Raw genomic sequence first — 16,452 nt, forward strand, 5'->3', positions numbered from 1 at the left:
CCTCTTACGCCAGACGCGGGTTAACTTTATCTGCATCGATGTTGAATTTGGTAATCGCATCCGCTACCACTTTCTTGTCGATTTCGCCACGTTTAGCCAGTTCGCCCAGCGCTGCAACAACCACATAAGAAGCATCAACTTCGAAGTGGTGACGCAGGTTCTCACGGCTGTCGGAACGACCGAAGCCATCCGTACCCAGTACGCGATAGTCGTCAGCCGGTACGTAAGTACGAACCTGCTCGGCGAACAGTTTCATATAGTCAGTAGATGCCACTGCCGGAGCGTCGTTCATCACCTGAGCGATGTACGGTACGCGCGGGGTTTCCAGCGGGTGCAGCATGTTCCAGCGCTCACAATCCTGACCATCACGCGCCAGTTCGGTGAAGGAGGTTACGCTGTACACGTCAGAACCTACGCCGTAGTCTTTCGCCAGGATCTCTGCCGCTTCACGCACGTGACGCAGGATAGAACCGGAGCCCAGCAGCTGAACTTTACCTTTGCTACCTTCAAGGGTTTCGAGTTTGTAGATACCTTTACGGATACCTTCCTCGGCACCTGCTGGCATGGCCGGCATGTGGTAGTTTTCGTTCAGGGTGGTGATGTAGTAGTAAACGTTCTCTTGTTTCTCACCGTACATACGCTCCAGACCATCATGCATGATGACAGCCACTTCATAGGCGTAAGCCGGGTCGTAAGAGATACAGTTCGGGATAGTCAGCGACTGAATGTGGCTGTGACCATCTTCGTGCTGCAGACCTTCGCCGTTCAGCGTTGTACGACCGGAAGTCCCGCCGATCAGGAAGCCGCGAGCCTGCTGGTCGCCAGCCTGCCAGCACAGGTCGCCGATACGCTGGAACCCGAACATAGAGTAGTAAATATAGAACGGGATCATCGGCAGATCGTTGGTGCTATAAGAGGTCGCCGCAGCCAGCCAGGATGCGCCTGCGCCCAGCTCGTTGATACCTTCCTGCAGAATCTGGCCTTTCTCGTCTTCTTTGTAGTAAGCAACCTGCTCACGGTCCTGCGGGGTGTACTGCTGGCCGTTCGGGCTGTAGATACCAATCTGACGGAACAGACCTTCCATACCGAAAGTACGCGCTTCGTCGGCGATGATCGGCACCAGGCGATCTTTGATCGACTTGTTCTTCAGCATCACGTTCAGGGCACGCACGAAAGCGATAGTGGTGGAAATCTCTTTGCTTTGCTCTTCCAGCAGCGCGCCGAAATCTGAAAGTTGAGGCAGCTCTAACTTCTCGGTGAAGTTCGGCTGACGGCTTGGCAGGTAGCCATGCAGCGCCTGACGGCGTTCATGCAGGTATTTGTGTTCTTCAGAACCTTCCGGGAAGGTAATGTACGGCAGTTTTTCGAGATCAGCATCGGCAACCGGCACGTTGAAACGATCGCGGACGTAACGCACGCCGTCCATGTTCATTTTCTTAACCTGGTGAGCGATGTTTTTACCTTCCGCGGTGTCGCCCATGCCGTAACCTTTAATGGTATGGGCCAGGATTACCGTCGCTTTGCCTTTGGTTTCCTGCGCTTTTTTCAGTGCCGCGTAGACTTTCTTCGGATCGTGACCACCGCGGTTCAGCGCCCAAATCTGCTCGTCAGTCCAGTCGGCCACCAGCGCGGCGGTTTCAGGATATTTACCGAAGAAGTGCTCACGTACGTAAGCGCCGTCTTTGGATTTGAAGGTCTGGTAGTCGCCGTCAACGGTTTCGTTCATCAGCTGGATAAGCTTACCGCTGGTGTCTTTACGCAGCAGTTCATCCCAACGACCGCCCCACATGACTTTAATAACGTTCCAGCCAGCACCTGCAAAGATGCCTTCCAGTTCGTTAACAATCTTGCCGTTACCGGTGACCGGGCCATCAAGACGCTGCAGGTTACAGTTGATAACAAAGACCAGGTTGTCCAGTTTTTCACGGGTGGCGATGGTGATCGCGCCTTTGGATTCCGGCTCATCCATCTCGCCGTCGCCGAGGAAGGCGTAAACGGTCTGTTTAGAGGTATCTTTCAGGCCACGGTGTTCCAGATATTTCAGGAATTTCGCCTGGTAGATAGCACCGATTGGGCCCAGCCCCATAGAGACGGTCGGGAACTGCCAGAATTCCGGCATCAGTTTCGGGTGCGGATAGGAAGAGAGGCCATTGCCGTGAACTTCCTGACGGAAGTTATCCATCTGTTCCTGGGTCAGACGACCTTCCAGGAACGCGCGAGCGTAGATGCCCGGAGAGATGTGGCCCTGGAAGTACACCAGGTCGCCGCCATCCTGTTCGTTGCGCGCACGGAAGAAATGGTTAAAACAGACATCATAGATCGTGGCGGAAGACTGGAAGGACGCCATGTGGCCGCCCAACTCAAGGTCTTTTTTAGACGCGCGCAGCACGGTCATGATGGCGTTCCAGCGGATCGCAGAACGAATGCGACGTTCCAGCTCCAGATTACCCGGGTATTCCGGTTCGTCTTCAACGGCAATAGTGTTGATGTAATTACTGGCCCCTGCGCCTGCCGCGACTTTCACGCCGCCTTTACGAGCTTCAGAAAGCAGTTGGTCAATCAGATACTGAGCGCGCTCAACACCTTCTTCACGGATGACCGATTCGATCGCCTGTAGCCAGTCGCGAGTTTCGATCGGATCCACGTCATTTTGGAAACGTTCTGACATGGGGGTATTCCTTATCTATCTAATACGTTGAGTTATCTGGAACCTGTCCCATTAAACTTTCGTCAGAAAGCTTAATAAGACAGGTTCTGCGTTTAGTTGCCGCGCACATTTTTGCGCGTTATTCACAACATCTTCTGGTTAACGTTCTGCCAGAAAAAACTAATTCTTGCGCTGTTCCAGGCGGCGTAAAGCGCGTTCACGACGGCTCTCCTCACGGCTTCTGTCCAGCATAATCTCTTCGATAAACGCCAGATGTCGGTGTGACGCTTCACGCGCTTCTTCTGGTTTTCCGGCCATAATGGCTTCAAATATACGGGTGCGATGCGTACTCACCAGCGGCAGCATCTCCCGACGCGCATACAGCAATTCGAAGTTCTGCCGCACGTTTTGCGCCAGCATCGGCTCCATACACCTTAGCAGATGAAGCAATACCACGTTGTGCGCCGCTTCGGTGACGGCGATTTGATACTGGAGCACGGCTTCGGACTCGGCATCCAGATCGCCGGACTCTTGCGCCAGCTCAATAGCGTGGTGCAGCTCGCGAATACGGTCTTTATCTTCATCGGTGCTGCGCAGCGCCGCGTAATAAGCCGCAATGCCTTCCAGAGCATGGCGCGTTTCGAGCAGGTCAAACTGGGATTCAGGGTGATCGGAGAGCAGTTCCACCAGCGGGTCGCTAAAGCTCTGCCACAGGCTGCTCTGCACGAAGGTTCCGCCGCCCTGACGACGAAGCAACAATCCCTTCGCTTCGAGACGTTGAATCGCCTCGCGCAAGGAGGGACGGGAGACGTCGAACTGTTTTGCCAGTTCACGTTCCGGTGGGAGTTTTTCTCCGGGACGCAATGTTCCCTCAAGGATTAAAAACTCCAGCTGCTGCTCGATCACATCGGAGAGTTTTGGTTGGCGGATTTTGCTGTAGGCCATGATTTCCTGTCTTAAGCCATTTGCCCGGAGTCAATTGGTCTTACCAATTTCATGTCTGTGACGCTAAAGTAACAAAGTATTCACCTTCTGTCCATACAGGTTTTGATTGAAATCAGTAAAGGAGGCACATTTTAACAATTTTACAGAAATCATGTTTCAAAACTGTAACTGTGCACAAATGTTAAATTTACCCACCTGGAGGTAGATTTAACGTATTTGAAACGATAAAAAATCTCATCTGAACCGATTCAACAGTAGATTAAATGCATTTTTATGCATAAATAATGAATAAAAACAAATTAACATCTGTAAGGGAAAATAAAAGGAGGTATTTACAAGTGCTTTCTTTTTACGCAACTCGTCATCACCCCTGCACAAAGCAGGTGCATTCGCGGCCACATACCATTATTCTGATCAAGACGAAAGAGTTGAAGTGACATTTAAAAAAACGAATCTGTAAATAAATCAATACAAAAAGCGGAATTGCAAACTTACACACGCACTACTGCATCGTTCAAAATAAGCGCGTTATGAATAAACCGCGCTCGATACACGAGGTTTTATAATGGACAGTCAGCAGCACGGCGAGCAGCTCAAGCGCGGCCTGAAAAACCGCCATATTCAGCTTATCGCATTGGGCGGCGCGATAGGGACAGGCTTGTTCCTGGGAAGCGCCTCCGTTATTCAGTCGGCGGGGCCAGGAATTATCCTGGGCTATGCGATTGCAGGCTTTATTGCCTTTCTGATTATGCGCCAGCTGGGGGAGATGGTGGTTGAAGAACCGGTCGCCGGCTCTTTTAGCCACTTCGCCTATAAATACTGGGGCGGCTTTGCCGGATTCGCTTCCGGCTGGAACTACTGGGTGCTGTACGTATTAGTTGCCATGGCGGAACTGACCGCAGTGGGTAAATATATCCAGTTCTGGTATCCGGAGATCCCCACCTGGGCTTCTGCGGCAGCCTTCTTTGTGATTATCAACGCCATCAACCTGACCAACGTTAAAGTGTTCGGTGAGATGGAGTTTTGGTTCGCCATTATTAAAGTGATCGCCGTCATCGCTATGATTCTGTTCGGCGCGTGGTTACTCTTCAGCGATACCGCTGGTCCGCAGGCCACCGTGCGCAACCTGTGGGAACAGGGCGGCTTTCTGCCGCATGGCTGGACCGGGCTGGTGATGATGATGGCCATTATTATGTTTTCTTTCGGCGGACTGGAGCTGGTAGGGATCACCGCCGCTGAAGCCGATAACCCGGAACAGAGCATTCCCAAAGCTACCAATCAGGTTATCTATCGCATCCTGATTTTTTATATCGGCTCGCTGGCGGTTCTGCTTTCGCTGCTGCCATGGACTCGCGTCACCGCCGATACCAGCCCGTTTGTCCTTATCTTCCATGAGCTGGGCGATACGTTTGTCGCCAATGCGCTGAATATCGTGGTTCTCACCGCCGCGCTATCGGTTTATAACAGCTGCGTTTACTGCAACAGCCGTATGCTGTTCGGTCTGGCCCAGCAGGGAAATGCGCCGAAAGCGCTGCTGAACGTCGACAAACGCGGCGTGCCGGTGAGCTCCATTTTGGTTTCCGCCGTCGTGACTGCGTTGTGCGTGCTGCTCAACTACCTGGCCCCAGAGTCCGCATTCGGACTGCTGATGGCGCTGGTGGTCTCCGCGCTGGTCATTAACTGGGCGATGATTAGCCTTGCCCATATGATGTTCCGTCGCGCGAAACAGCAGCAGGGCGTGAAAACCCGCTTCCCGGCCCTGTTTTATCCGTTCGGCAACGTTCTCTGCCTGCTGTTTATGGCGGCGGTATTGATCATTATGCTGATGACGCCAGGTATGGCGATCTCCGTGTGGCTGATTCCGGTATGGCTGCTTATCCTGGGCGTCGGCTATCTGTGTAAAGAAAAAACGGCAAAAACGGTGAAAGCCCACTGATCGTGACGTTACTTTTCCGCCCTCCCCGTCCGGGGAGGGTGTTATCTGCCTCACAGTTTCCCACGTATAACCATTTTATCCATATCAGCGGCGTGATCCTGCTACGCAAAAAAAAGCTCGCAGGCGAATAATTACCGCCATCATCTGATGGGGAGAAGTCTCAATGGATAAGGGCAGACTTTCGGTAAGAGAGAAAATCGGGTATGGCATGGGTGACGCCGGATGTAACATTATTTTTGGCGCTATCATGCTGTTTGTTAATTACTTTTATACGGATATTTTTGGTCTTGCCCCGGCGTTAGTCGGTGTTTTACTCCTTTCAGTACGCGTTATCGATGCCGTTACCGATCCGGTGATGGGCGCGCTTGCCGATCGTACCCAAAGTAAATATGGTCGTTTCCGCCCCTGGCTACTGTGGATTGCATTTCCCTACGCGCTGTTCAGCGTGCTGATGTTCACGACGCCGGACTGGGGCTATAACAGCAAAGTTGTCTATGCTTTCGTCACCTATTTTCTGCTTTCCGTGACCTACACCGCCATCAATATTCCCTATTGCTCACTGGGCGGCGTGATCACCAACGATCCAAAAGAGCGCGTGGCCTGTCAGGCTTATCGCTTCGTGTTAGTCGGCATCGCGACGCTGTTGCTATCGTTAACGCTATTGCCGATGGTGGACTGGTTTGGCGGCGGCGACAAAGCCAAAGGCTATCAGTTGGCGATGACCGTGCTGGCGATTATCGGCATGGGTATGTTTCTGTTCTGCTTTGCCAGCGTCCGCGAACGCGTTCGCCCTGCCGTTCCGACGCACGATGATATGAAGAATGATTTCAAAGACGTGTGGAAAAACGATCAATGGGTACGCATTCTGCTATTGACCTTATGTAACGTCTGCCCGGGGTTTATCCGTATGGCGGCGACCATGTATTACGTCACCTGGGTGATGGGACAAAGCACCCATTTCGCTACGCTTTTTATTAGCCTTGGCGTGGTCGGTATGATGATCGGCAGTATGCTGGCAAAAGTCTTAACCGATCGCTGGTGTAAATTGAAGGTATTTTTCTGGACCAATATCGCGCTGGCGATTTTCTCCTGCGCGTTCTATTTCTTTGATCCGAAAGCTACCGTGATGATAGTGGCGCTCTACTTCCTGCTCAATATTCTGCATCAGATCCCTTCCCCGTTGCACTGGTCGCTGATGGCGGACGTCGATGATTACGGCGAATGGAAAACCGGCAAACGCATTACCGGTATTAGCTTCTCCGGTAATCTGTTCTTCCTGAAACTGGGCCTGGCGATTGCCGGGGCGATGGTCGGCTTTTTGCTCTCCTGGTACGGTTATGACGCCAGCGCCAAAGCGCAAAGCGCCTCGGCGATGAACGGTATTATGCTGTTGTTTACCGTTATCCCCGGCGTTGGCTATCTGATTACCGCAGGCGTGGTACGTCTGCTGAAAGTTGACCGTGAACTGATGAAAAAAATCCAGGACGATTTGGAAAAACGTCGCACTAATTACCGCGAATTGAGTGAGTTGCAGGACCTCAAAGCCGCTGAAAGCGTAAGGAAAGCCTGATGGCAAACTGGCCAAACCCGTTTATTGAACAACGTGCCGATCCGTTTATTTTACGCGACGGCAGCGATTACTACTTTATTGCCTCCGTACCGGAATATGACAGGCTGGAAATCCGCCGGGCTGATTCGCTGGAAGGGTTGCGCGCCGCCGACCCCGTTGTCGTCTGGCGCAAACCGGAAAGTGGCCCGATGAGCCAGCTCATCTGGGCACCGGAAATGCACCGCATCAACGGCAAGTGGTACATCTATTTTGCCGCTACCCATACTCAAGCGCTTGATAAGCTGGGAATTTTCCAGCATCGCATGTTTGCCCTGGAGTGCGCCGATGCCGACCCACTCACCGGCAAGTGGACGGAGAAAGGTCAAATTAAAACACCGTTTGATACCTTCGCCCTCGATGCCACCACTTTTTATCATCAGGGAAAGCAGTGGTATCTGTGGGCGCAAAAAGCGCCGGATATTGCCGGTAACTCAAATATTTATCTGGCTGAACTGGAAAATCCGTGGACGATTAAAGGCGAGCCGGTAAGACTCAGTAAGCCAGAGTACGACTGGGAGTGTCGGGGTTTTTGGGTTAACGAAGGTCCGGCCGTCGTGGTGCATGGCGACAAGCTGTTTATCAGCTATTCGGCCAGCGCCACCGATGAAAACTACTGTATGGGATTACTGTGGATTAACGTAAACGACGATCCGCGCGATCCGGCCAACTGGCATAAATCACCGCGCCCGGTCTTTACCACCAGCTATGAAAATCGCCAGTATGGGCCGGGACATAACAGCTTTACGCAAACGCCGGAAGGTGAAGATGTACTGGTGTACCACGCGAGAAATTACACCGAAATTGAAGGCGATCCGTTGTACGATCCCAACCGCCATACGCGTCTGAAACGGGTGCGCTGGGACGAAAACGGGATGCCTGATTTTGGCGTGCCGCCAGCCGATACGATCTAAGCCGTTGCACTGCCCGGTGGCGCTAGCGCTTACCGGGCCTACAGATTTTTCCATTGTAGGCAGCATAAGCGTTAGCGCCATCGGCACAACGCTACACTAATGCCCCATAAATGGTGAGCAACGCAATAATCACCACCACCACAAACGAGGCCTTCTTCGCCATTGATACCGCCGCTTTGGGGGTTTCTACTTTGTCAGTATGCGGTTCGCGCGCCAGTGAGAACTGCGCCAGACGTGTGAGCACCTGATACTGCGAAGTATGCAGATCCGCCAGCGAGGCAAACCAGGCCGGCAACGCTTTCTCGCCATGCCCCAGTAATGCATACACTACGCCCGCCAGACGTACCGGAATCCAGTCCAGCACATGAAGAATAGCGTCAATGCCGGATTGCAAACGTTGGTGCGGCGTCTGATAGCGCGCCAGCCAAGTCTGCCAGGCCCGTAAAAACGCATAGCCCACCAGCGTTACCGGCCCCCATGGACCGCCAACGATAAACCAAAATAGCGGTGCGAGGTAAAAACGGAAATTTATCCATAACAACGCATTTTGCAGCTCACGCAAAAACTCACGCTCATTACAATCCGGCGGCACGCCGTGAATCAGCGTAAGCTCGCTGGCCATCGCCTCGCAAGGATGCGGATCGTTACGGGACGCCGCTTTCAGCCAGGCGTGATAATGTACTCGCACTTTGCCCGCGCCGATACACAGCACGCCCAGGAGAATCCACACCACCAGCGTCGGCACGTTAAATAGCAGCCCTTTTAACGCCTGGAGCAGTAGAAAAGTCACCACCATCGCGATCGCCGTCATTCCCATCGTGCGCAACATCGAAAAATGCGTAATCCGACGGAATAGCGCCTCCAGCCGATGATCGAGCTGCCAGTGCTCGCCCAGCTTAAACAGGCGCTCGACAATCAGCACCAGTAATGTCGTAAACAGCGTCATGTCATCTCCTTGTGCGACGAGAGGGCTACCAAAGCGCGAAAGCGCGGCCAGTCAAAGGCAGGGCCAGGGTCCGTTTTGCGGTCAGGCGCAATGTTGCAGTGTCCGGTCATATTGTCGGCGATCGCCGGATAGCAAGCGATAAGCGTGCGCGTCACGGCGGCTAGCTGCTGATACTGCGCATCGGTATAAGCCAGCGTATCTGTCCCCTCCAGCTCAATACCAATGGAGAAATCATTACAACGTTCCCGCCCCTGATAGTTTGATACGCCCGCATGCCACGCACGCTTATCAAAAGGCACATACTGGACGATTTCACCGTCGCGACGAATCAGACAATGGGCCGAAACACGAAGATGAGCGATTTCTGCAAAAAAAGGATGGGCGTCTGGATCTATCGTTCCGGTGAATAATGCATCGATCCACGGACCGCCAAACTCGCCGGGGGGCAGGCTAATATTATGCACCACCAGCAAGGACGGTTTTTCGTCATCCGGACGGCAATCATAATGCGGAGAAGGGACGCGTCGCGCCTCTACTAACCAACCCTTATCTGGCAACATGCGGAGTCTCCTTTTGAGTGGTGCTTATAGCTGCTTCAGAGTAGCATGTTTCTACCTTATGATTCGTTAGCAATTTGGAGTTTTATCATGCCGCCTCGCCGTTATAACCCAGACGACCGACGTGACGCGCTACTGGAACGCATTAATCTCGATATCCCTGCCGCCGTTGCTCAGGCGCTGCGTGAAGATTTAGGTGGAGAAGTCGATGCTGGCAACGATATCACCGCGCAACTTTTGCCGGCAGATACGCAAGCCCATGCCACGGTGATCACTCGTGAAGACGGCGTTTTCTGCGGCAAGCGCTGGGTTGAAGAGGTCTTCATCCAACTGGCGGGCGATGATGTGCGCCTCACCTGGCATGTCGATGACGGCGACGCCATTCACGCCAACCAAACAGTGTTTGAACTGAACGGCCCGGCTCGCGTATTGTTGACCGGCGAGCGCACGGCGCTAAACTTTGTCCAGACCCTTTCCGGCGTCGCCAGTGAAGTACGCCGCTACGTTGGACTGTTGGCTGGCACCCAAACCCAGTTGCTCGACACGCGTAAAACGCTGCCGGGTCTGCGCACCGCGCTCAAATATGCGGTTTTATGCGGCGGCGGCGCCAATCATCGTCTGGGCCTCACTGACGCGTTCCTGATTAAAGAAAACCATATCATCGCCTCCGGTTCGGTTCGTCAGGCGGTGGAAAAAGCGTTCTGGCTACATCCGGACGTGCCGGTAGAAGTCGAGGTCGAAAATCTGGATGAACTGGACGATGCGCTGAAAGCAGGCGCGGATATCATCATGCTGGATAATTTCAACACCGACCAGATGCGCGAGGCGGTGAAACGCGTCAACGGCCAGGCGCGGCTGGAAGTATCCGGCAACGTCACCGCGGAAACCTTACGCGAATTTGCTGAAACCGGGGTGGATTTCATCTCCGTTGGCGCGCTGACCAAGCACGTGCGCGCGCTCGATCTCTCCATGCGTTTTTGCTGATCCTCTCCACCCGATGGCGCTGCGCCGTCGGGTCTATAAATCACCTGTCCGTAGATCCGCGTCATTATTCGGTAAAACATTCGTAGCGCCTCGCAATAACGTTGCCGTGTCATGTAACGCAGCGAAAATCTTCAGAATCCGCCTTCCCGTTTTACCTTTTGCCGCTCGCCCGCTCTTCCCGCGTTTGCCACAGTAGCGCCAGCTAACTCAAGGAGCGAACAATGGAAAAACAACGCGGTTTCACGCTTATCGAACTGATGGTCGTTATTGGCATCATCGCCATTTTAAGCGCCATTGGCATTCCGGCTTACCAGAACTATCTGCGTAAAGCGGCGCTGACGGATATGTTGCAAACGTTTGTCCCCTACCGTACTGCCGTCGAACTCTGCGCTCTGGAACATGGTGGGACGAGCACATGCGATGCGGGCGTCAACGGTATCCCCTCGCCCGTCATCACCCGTTATGTTTCGGGCATGAGCGTGGAAAAAGGCGTCATCACGCTTACCGGCCAGGAGAGTCTGAGCGGGCTTAGCGTCATCATGACGCCCGCCTGGGACAATGCTAACGGCATTACTGGCTGGACGCGTAACTGCAATATTCAAAGCGACAGCGCGTTACAACAGGCTTGTGAAGATGTCTTCCGTTTTGACGCCAACTAAGGAGACAAGATGAAAGACGCTCAGCTCAACACCTTGTGTCAACGTCATCAGGCTGTACTGATCAATAGCGCCAGCAACAGTATCACTGTTGCGGTGGTCGACGCGCCCTCTCATGCGTTACTGGACGCTCTGCATTTCGCCACGCAAAAACAGATTGATATTGTGTGCTGGACTCGCCAGCAAATGGAAAATCATCGGCATAAGCCGGATCAGGCACCCTCGGCAAACGCCGCGAAAGGCGGAGAAACCGCAGCCCAGCTTCTCAATCAGACATTACGCTCGGCGATGGCGAAACGCGCCTCTGATATCCATCTCGAACCCGGCGCCAGCCGCTACCGAATAAGACTCCGCATCGACGGCGTTCTTCATATTCTGCAGGACATCGCCAAAGAGACGGGGCTTGCGCTGACGGCCAGATTGAAAGTCCTGGGAAATTTGGACATCGCTGAACATCGACTGCCGCAGGACGGGCAATTTACCGTTGACCTGGCGGGCGACAGCATCTCTTTTCGTATCGCCACGCTTCCCTGTAAAGAAGGCGAAAAAGTCGTCTTACGGTTGTTGCATCAGGTTGAACAAACGCTGGATCTGGACACGCTGGGCATGTACGGGGCACAACTTACCGCTTTTAGACAAGCCCTACAGCAACCTCAGGGGCTGGTACTGGTGACTGGCCCCACCGGTAGCGGAAAAACGGTCACGCTATACAGCGCGCTACAAACCCGGAATACGCCGGGTATCAACCTCTGTAGCGTTGAGGATCCGATAGAAATTCCACTGGATGGGATTAACCAGACGCAGATCCATCCCCGCGCCGGGCTCACCTTTCAAAATGTGCTGCGTGCGCTATTACGCCAGGACCCTGACATCATCATGGTAGGTGAAATTCGTGACGGCGACACCGCAGAAATCGCCATTAAGGCGGCACAAACGGGCCATCTGGTACTTTCAACGCTACATACGAACTCCACCAGTGAAACCCTGATACGTTTGCAGCAAATGGGCGTAGCACGCTGGATGATCTCATCGGCGCTTACGCTGGTGGTAGCGCAACGCCTGGTAAGGAAGCTTTGCCCGCACTGCAAACAGCGCCTGAGCGATCCCGTAGTGCTATCGCCCAATCTTTGGCCCAGCGCGCTACCGCGCTGGCAGGCAAACGGCTGTCAGCATTGCTACCACGGCTTTTATGGCCGAACCGCGTTATTCGAAGTGTTAACCGTTACCCCGGCATTACGTCAGTTAATTGCGAGCGGCGCATCGGCGCAAGCACTGGAAGCCCACCTCCAACAGACCGGTACAGGGACGCTTTTTGAAAATGGCTGTCGCGCCGTTGAGCAAGGCATGACGTCCTTTGAAGAGATACTGCGCGTTCTGGGAATGCCCCATGAGCGTTAAACAGCTCTGGCGCTGGCAAGGCGTTAACGATAAAGGTCAACTGGAACAAGACGTTGTATGGGTGGACAATCGTCTGGCGCTGATCATCACCCTGCAACATCAGCGCATTATGCCGCTTCGCATCAAGCGCATAGGCGTTAACGCCGCACTGTGGAAAGAAGAGCAAAGCGCTGAAATTATTCATCAGTTGGCCACGCTCATTCATGCCGGGCTGACGCTTTCAGAAGGGCTGGAACTCCTTGCGAAACAGCATCCCCACCGACAATGGCAAGCGCTGTTGCGCACGCTGGCTCACGAGCTTGAACAGGGCGTCCCTTTTTCCAGCGCATTAGTCTCCTGGCCGCAGGTATTTCCGCCGCTCTACCAGACGATGATCCGCACCGGAGAACTGACCGGCAAACTGGCCGAATGCTGCTTTGAACTGGCCCGTCAGCAAAAAGCGCAACGGCAGATTACGGTTAGCGTGAAAAAGGCGCTGCGCTATCCCGCAATTATTCTAACAATGGCCGCCCTGGTCGTTTTCGCCATGCTGCACTTTGTCCTGCCGGAATTTGCCGCCATTTACCGTAGCTTCAATACCCCGCTTCCTCTTCTGACGCGCGGTATTATTGCGATAGCGCAATGGGGGTCGGCATGGGGTTGGCTCATCTTGTTCCTGACGATGCTCGTTGCTATCGCTCACCGCAGGGTAAAACAAAAGCCGTCCTGGCAAGCGCAGCGGCAGCGTCTTCTGCTACGGCTTCCCGTTATGGGTCGCCTGATAAGAGGCCAGAAACTAGCGCAAATATTCACCGTACTGGCATTAACCCAAAGCGCAGGCATTCCTTTTCTTCAGGGACTGGAAAGCGCTATCGAGAGTCTCGGCTGCCCTTACTGGTCACAGCGTTTAACGCAGGTACATCAGGAGATCGCCGCGGGCAATCCGGTCTGGTTGGCGCTAAAAAATACCCAGGAATTTAGTCCACTATGCCTGCAACTGGTCAGAACGGGCGAAGCGTCCGGCTCACTCGATATCATGCTGCATAACCTTGCCCGTCACCACAGTGAATCTACGCTGGCGCTGGCCGATAATCTGGCGTCGCTGTTGGAACCGGCGTTATTGATCATCACCGGCTTAATTATCGGTACGCTGGTGGTGGCGATGTATTTGCCGATTTTTCATTTGGGAGACGCGATGAGCGGGATGGGATAAGGCTGGCGCACATTTACGCCAGCCAGAATATTAGAGGCTATTGAAAATGCGGTTTTCTTGTTCCTGCACCCGAATAAAGGTGGTGCGTTTGGTCAACTCTTTCAGGCGAGACGCGCCGACATAAGTGCAGGCTGAGCGTAGACCGCCCAGGATATCGCGGGCGGTATTGCCCACCGGCCCACGCAGCGGCAATTTAACCGTTTTACCTTCTGCCGCGCGGTATTTCGCAACGCCGCCGACATGACGGTTCATCGCAGATTCCGAACTCATGCCGTAGAACAGCATAAATTTCTCGCCGTTCTCTTCTACCACGCTGCCGCCGCTCTCTTCGTGACCCGCCAGCATGCCGCCCAACATAACGAAATCCGCGCCGCCGCCGAAGGCTTTTGCTACGTCGCCTGGCATGGTGCAGCCGCCATCGCTGACGATCATGCCGCCCAGGCCATGCGCCGCGTCAGCACATTCGATAACCGCCGACAGTTGCGGATAACCAACGCCAGTTTTTACACGCGTCGTGCATACGGAGCCGGGACCAATTCCCACTTTCACGATATCGGCGCCGGAGAGGATAAGCTCTTCGCACATCTCGCCCGTTACCACATTGCCTGCGCAGATTGTTTTTGTCGGCCATGCTTCACGTGCTTTCGCGACGAACTGCACAAAATGTTCTGAATAGCCATTGGCCACATCAATACAGACAAAGTTCAGCGCAGGATTCAGCGCCAGAATCTGCACGGTTTTTTCGAAATCAGCATCAGAGGTCCCGGTGGAAACCATCACATGCTTCAGAACATCAGCCGAAGCCGTGTTGATAAAAGCTGCCCACTCTTCAACGGTATAATGTTTATGTACAGCAGTCAGAATATCAAACCCGGCCAATGCTTGCGCCATTTCAAACGTCCCGACGGTATCCATATTGGCCGCAATAATCGGTACGCCAGACCAGGTCTGACCTGAGTGTTTAAAGGTGAATTGACGTTCCAGTTCGACATCGGAACGGCTTTTGAGGGTAGAACGCTTAGGACGGATAAGAACGTCTTTGAAACCTAACTTCAGATCTTCTTCAATACGCATGTACGGATTCCTGGGGTTAATGGCGAAAAATCGAAACTCACAACTCCAGTGACGCTATCATACGCACTAATCATGGCCGTACAAGACTGCGAAATTCTCTTTTTTTACGTTACAATCCCATAAATTTACCTAGCGAATAGTAGGTTAATGCTCAGAGCGTATCGTCTTTGCATGCTTAAAATTTAACCTTTTGATTGTCAAACTAAAATTCCGGAAGCTGGAGATATGAGGTATACCGTAGCCTTAACCGGCGGTATTGGCAGCGGTAAAAGTACCGTCGCTGATGCCTTCGCTGACCTCGGAATAACCGTCATCGACGCGGATATTATTGCGCGCCAGATGGTTGAGCCAGGGCAGCCCGCCCTGAACGCAATAGCGGAACATTTTGGTTCTGAACTTATCGCCGCCGACGGCACGTTACGTCGCCGGGCGCTGCGTGAGCGTATTTTTTCGCATCCGGAAGAAAAAGCCTGGCTTAACGCTCTGCTTCATCCCTTAATTCAGCAGGAAACCCAACGACAGTTTCAACAGGCTACGTCGCCCTATGTGTTATGGGTTGTGCCTCTGCTGGTTGAAAACAGGCTGTATCAAAAAGCCAACCGCGTACTGGTGGTTGACGTGACGCCCGAAACGCAGCTCATACGCACAATGCAGCGTGATGATGTTACGCGCGAGCATGTTGAACACATTCTCGCTGCGCAGGCGACGCGTGAAGCGCGCCTTGCCGTGGCGGACGATGTTATTGATAATAACGGCGCACCGGATGCTATCGCATCAGATGTGGCCCGCCTGCACGCCAGTTATCTTAAGCTCGCGTCGCAGTTTGTCTCACAGGAAAAACCGTAATGCACACCCAGGTCCTATTTGAACACCCTCTCAATGAGAAGATGCGTACGTGGCTGCGCATAGAGTTTTTAATCCAACAGCTCTCCATCAACCTGCCAATTGCAGACCATGCTGGCGCACTGCATTTTTTCCGTAACATCAGCGATCTACTGGATGTATTCGAACGGGGCGAAGTCCGTACCGAACTGCTGAAAGAACTGGAGCGCCAGCAGCGTAAATTACAGGCCTGGGTTGAGGTTCCCGGCGTCGATCAAGACCGTATTGAAGCCCTGCGCCAGCAGTTAAAATCCGCGGGCAGCGTGCTGATCTCCGCCCCGAGGATTGGCCAGCAGCTACGCGAAGATCGCTTGATTGCCCTTGTGCGTCAACGCTTAAGTATTCCTGGCGGCTGTTGCAGTTTCGATTTACCCACTCTGCATATCTGGTTACACCTACAACAGGCGCAGCGCGACGCCCAGATTGAAAGCTGGCTTGCCAGCCTGAATCCCCTCACCCAGGCGCTGACGCTGGTGCTTGATCTGATCCGTAATTCAGCGCCTTTCCGTAAGCAAACCAGCCTGAACGGTTTTTATCAGGATAACGGGGACGACGCCGATTTGCTGCGTCTTATGCTGACGCTCGATTCACAACTTTATCCGCAAATTTCCGGCCATAAGAGCCGTTTTGCCATTCGCTTTATGCCGCTGGATAGTGAAAATGGTCTGGTGCCGGAGCGTCTTGATTTTGAACTGGCCTGTTGCTAAGGAGTAAA

At 53.4% G+C, this 16,452-nt stretch carries 14 protein-coding genes; 9 read left to right on the forward strand and 5 right to left on the reverse strand.

Annotation, left to right across the window (positions count from 1 at the left end):
• Positions 1-4 precede the first annotated feature (4 nt).
• Positions 5-2,668: a pyruvate dehydrogenase (acetyl-transferring), homodimeric type gene (aceE, locus tag J1G48_RS18245; protein ID WP_000003851.1), complete on the reverse strand. Its 2,664-nt coding sequence runs from the start codon at positions 2,666-2,668 to the stop codon at positions 5-7.
• Between the two features lie 159 nt (positions 2,669-2,827).
• The gene (gene pdhR, locus J1G48_RS18250; protein WP_000331771.1) at positions 2,828-3,592 is read right to left on the reverse strand and encodes a pyruvate dehydrogenase complex transcriptional repressor PdhR; all 765 of its coding nucleotides are present in this window, start codon (positions 3,590-3,592) and stop codon (positions 2,828-2,830) included.
• 562 nt (positions 3,593-4,154) lie between these two features.
• Between pdhR and aroP the strand changes: the two genes are divergently transcribed.
• The 3 genes from aroP to J1G48_RS18265 all read left to right on the forward strand — a co-directional run bounded on the left by aroP (position 4,155) and on the right by J1G48_RS18265 (position 8,048).
• Positions 4,155-5,528, forward strand: coding sequence for an aromatic amino acid transporter AroP (gene aroP / locus J1G48_RS18255; protein ID WP_000969487.1), 1,374 nt, complete (start codon positions 4,155-4,157; stop codon positions 5,526-5,528).
• Between the two features lie 163 nt (positions 5,529-5,691).
• Positions 5,692-7,098 carry an MFS transporter gene (locus J1G48_RS18260; protein ID WP_000357537.1) on the forward strand — a complete coding sequence of 469 codons (1,407 nt, stop codon included), beginning with the start codon at positions 5,692-5,694 and terminating at the stop codon, positions 7,096-7,098.
• Positions 7,098-8,048: a family 43 glycosylhydrolase gene (locus J1G48_RS18265; protein WP_000024766.1), complete on the forward strand. Its 951-nt coding sequence runs from the start codon at positions 7,098-7,100 to the stop codon at positions 8,046-8,048. The genes J1G48_RS18260 and J1G48_RS18265 overlap by 1 nt, the downstream gene beginning before the upstream one ends.
• Positions 8,049-8,139: 91 nt before the next feature.
• On the opposite strand, the gene ampE is transcribed toward J1G48_RS18265, so the two are convergent.
• Both ampE and ampD read right to left on the reverse strand, forming a co-directional pair.
• Complete coding sequence (ampE, locus tag J1G48_RS18270) at positions 8,140-8,994, reverse strand: beta-lactamase regulator AmpE (RefSeq protein WP_000172039.1); 855 nt, start codon at positions 8,992-8,994, stop codon at positions 8,140-8,142.
• On the reverse strand, positions 8,991-9,554 hold the full coding sequence (gene ampD, locus J1G48_RS18275; protein ID WP_000936326.1) for a 1,6-anhydro-N-acetylmuramyl-L-alanine amidase AmpD: 564 nt from the start codon (positions 9,552-9,554) through the stop codon (positions 8,991-8,993). The genes ampE and ampD overlap by 4 nt, the downstream gene beginning before the upstream one ends.
• Positions 9,555-9,641: 87 nt before the next feature.
• Here ampD and nadC point away from each other — a divergent pair, with 87 nt between their 5' ends.
• The 4 genes from nadC (at position 9,642) to hofC (ending at position 13,781) form a co-directional block, all read left to right on the forward strand.
• Positions 9,642-10,535, forward strand: coding sequence for a carboxylating nicotinate-nucleotide diphosphorylase (gene nadC, locus J1G48_RS18280; RefSeq protein ID WP_001135135.1), 894 nt, complete (start codon positions 9,642-9,644; stop codon positions 10,533-10,535).
• 221 nt (positions 10,536-10,756) lie between these two features.
• Positions 10,757-11,194, forward strand: coding sequence for a prepilin peptidase-dependent pilin (ppdD, locus tag J1G48_RS18285; RefSeq protein ID WP_000414989.1), 438 nt, complete (start codon positions 10,757-10,759; stop codon positions 11,192-11,194).
• A 9-nt stretch (positions 11,195-11,203) separates the two neighbouring features.
• On the forward strand, positions 11,204-12,589 hold the full coding sequence (gene gspE, locus J1G48_RS18290; protein ID WP_000650595.1) for a type II secretion system protein GspE: 1,386 nt from the start codon (positions 11,204-11,206) through the stop codon (positions 12,587-12,589).
• Complete coding sequence (hofC, locus tag J1G48_RS18295; RefSeq protein WP_000114102.1) at positions 12,579-13,781, forward strand: protein transport protein HofC; 1,203 nt, start codon at positions 12,579-12,581, stop codon at positions 13,779-13,781. Before gspE ends, hofC begins: the two co-directional genes overlap by 11 nt.
• Before the next feature lie 30 nt (positions 13,782-13,811).
• Here the strand turns inward: hofC and J1G48_RS18300 are convergent, their stop codons facing one another.
• Complete coding sequence (locus J1G48_RS18300) at positions 13,812-14,855, reverse strand: GMP reductase (RefSeq protein WP_001217365.1); 1,044 nt, start codon at positions 14,853-14,855, stop codon at positions 13,812-13,814.
• A gap of 225 nt (positions 14,856-15,080) precedes the next feature.
• Here J1G48_RS18300 and coaE point away from each other — a divergent pair, with 225 nt between their 5' ends.
• Both coaE and zapD read left to right on the forward strand, forming a co-directional pair.
• Positions 15,081-15,701, forward strand: coding sequence for a dephospho-CoA kinase (coaE, locus tag J1G48_RS18305; RefSeq protein ID WP_001270913.1), 621 nt, complete (start codon positions 15,081-15,083; stop codon positions 15,699-15,701).
• Positions 15,701-16,444, forward strand: a complete 744-nt coding sequence (gene zapD, locus J1G48_RS18310) for a cell division protein ZapD (RefSeq protein ID WP_000557441.1) — start codon at positions 15,701-15,703, stop codon at positions 16,442-16,444. The genes coaE and zapD overlap by 1 nt, the downstream gene beginning before the upstream one ends.
• Positions 16,445-16,452: the final 8 nt, after the last annotated feature.

This window comes from Salmonella sp. SAL-020 (assembly GCF_017372215.1).
In the GTDB taxonomy this organism is placed as follows: domain Bacteria; phylum Pseudomonadota; class Gammaproteobacteria; order Enterobacterales; family Enterobacteriaceae; genus Salmonella; species Salmonella enterica.

Excerpts from the sequence above, each read along its gene's own strand:
- aceE (WP_000003851.1), bottom strand. The coding sequence starts at position 2,668 with ATGTCAGAACGTTTCCAAAATGACGTGGATCCGATCGAAACTCGCGAC.
- pdhR (WP_000331771.1), bottom strand. The coding sequence starts at position 3,592 with ATGGCCTACAGCAAAATCCGCCAACCAAAACTCTCCGATGTGATCGAG.
- J1G48_RS18260 (WP_000357537.1), top strand. The coding sequence starts at position 5,692 with ATGGATAAGGGCAGACTTTCGGTAAGAGAGAAAATCGGGTATGGCATG.
- J1G48_RS18265 (WP_000024766.1), top strand. The coding sequence starts at position 7,098 with ATGGCAAACTGGCCAAACCCGTTTATTGAACAACGTGCCGATCCGTTT.
- ampE (WP_000172039.1), bottom strand. The coding sequence starts at position 8,994 with ATGACGCTGTTTACGACATTACTGGTGCTGATTGTCGAGCGCCTGTTT.
- ampD (WP_000936326.1), bottom strand. The coding sequence starts at position 9,554 with ATGTTGCCAGATAAGGGTTGGTTAGTAGAGGCGCGACGCGTCCCTTCT.
- nadC (WP_001135135.1), top strand. The coding sequence starts at position 9,642 with ATGCCGCCTCGCCGTTATAACCCAGACGACCGACGTGACGCGCTACTG.
- ppdD (WP_000414989.1), top strand. The coding sequence starts at position 10,757 with ATGGAAAAACAACGCGGTTTCACGCTTATCGAACTGATGGTCGTTATT.
- gspE (WP_000650595.1), top strand. The coding sequence starts at position 11,204 with ATGAAAGACGCTCAGCTCAACACCTTGTGTCAACGTCATCAGGCTGTA.
- hofC (WP_000114102.1), top strand. The coding sequence starts at position 12,579 with ATGAGCGTTAAACAGCTCTGGCGCTGGCAAGGCGTTAACGATAAAGGT.
- J1G48_RS18300 (WP_001217365.1), bottom strand. The coding sequence starts at position 14,855 with ATGCGTATTGAAGAAGATCTGAAGTTAGGTTTCAAAGACGTTCTTATC.
- coaE (WP_001270913.1), top strand. The coding sequence starts at position 15,081 with ATGAGGTATACCGTAGCCTTAACCGGCGGTATTGGCAGCGGTAAAAGT.
- zapD (WP_000557441.1), top strand. The coding sequence starts at position 15,701 with ATGCACACCCAGGTCCTATTTGAACACCCTCTCAATGAGAAGATGCGT.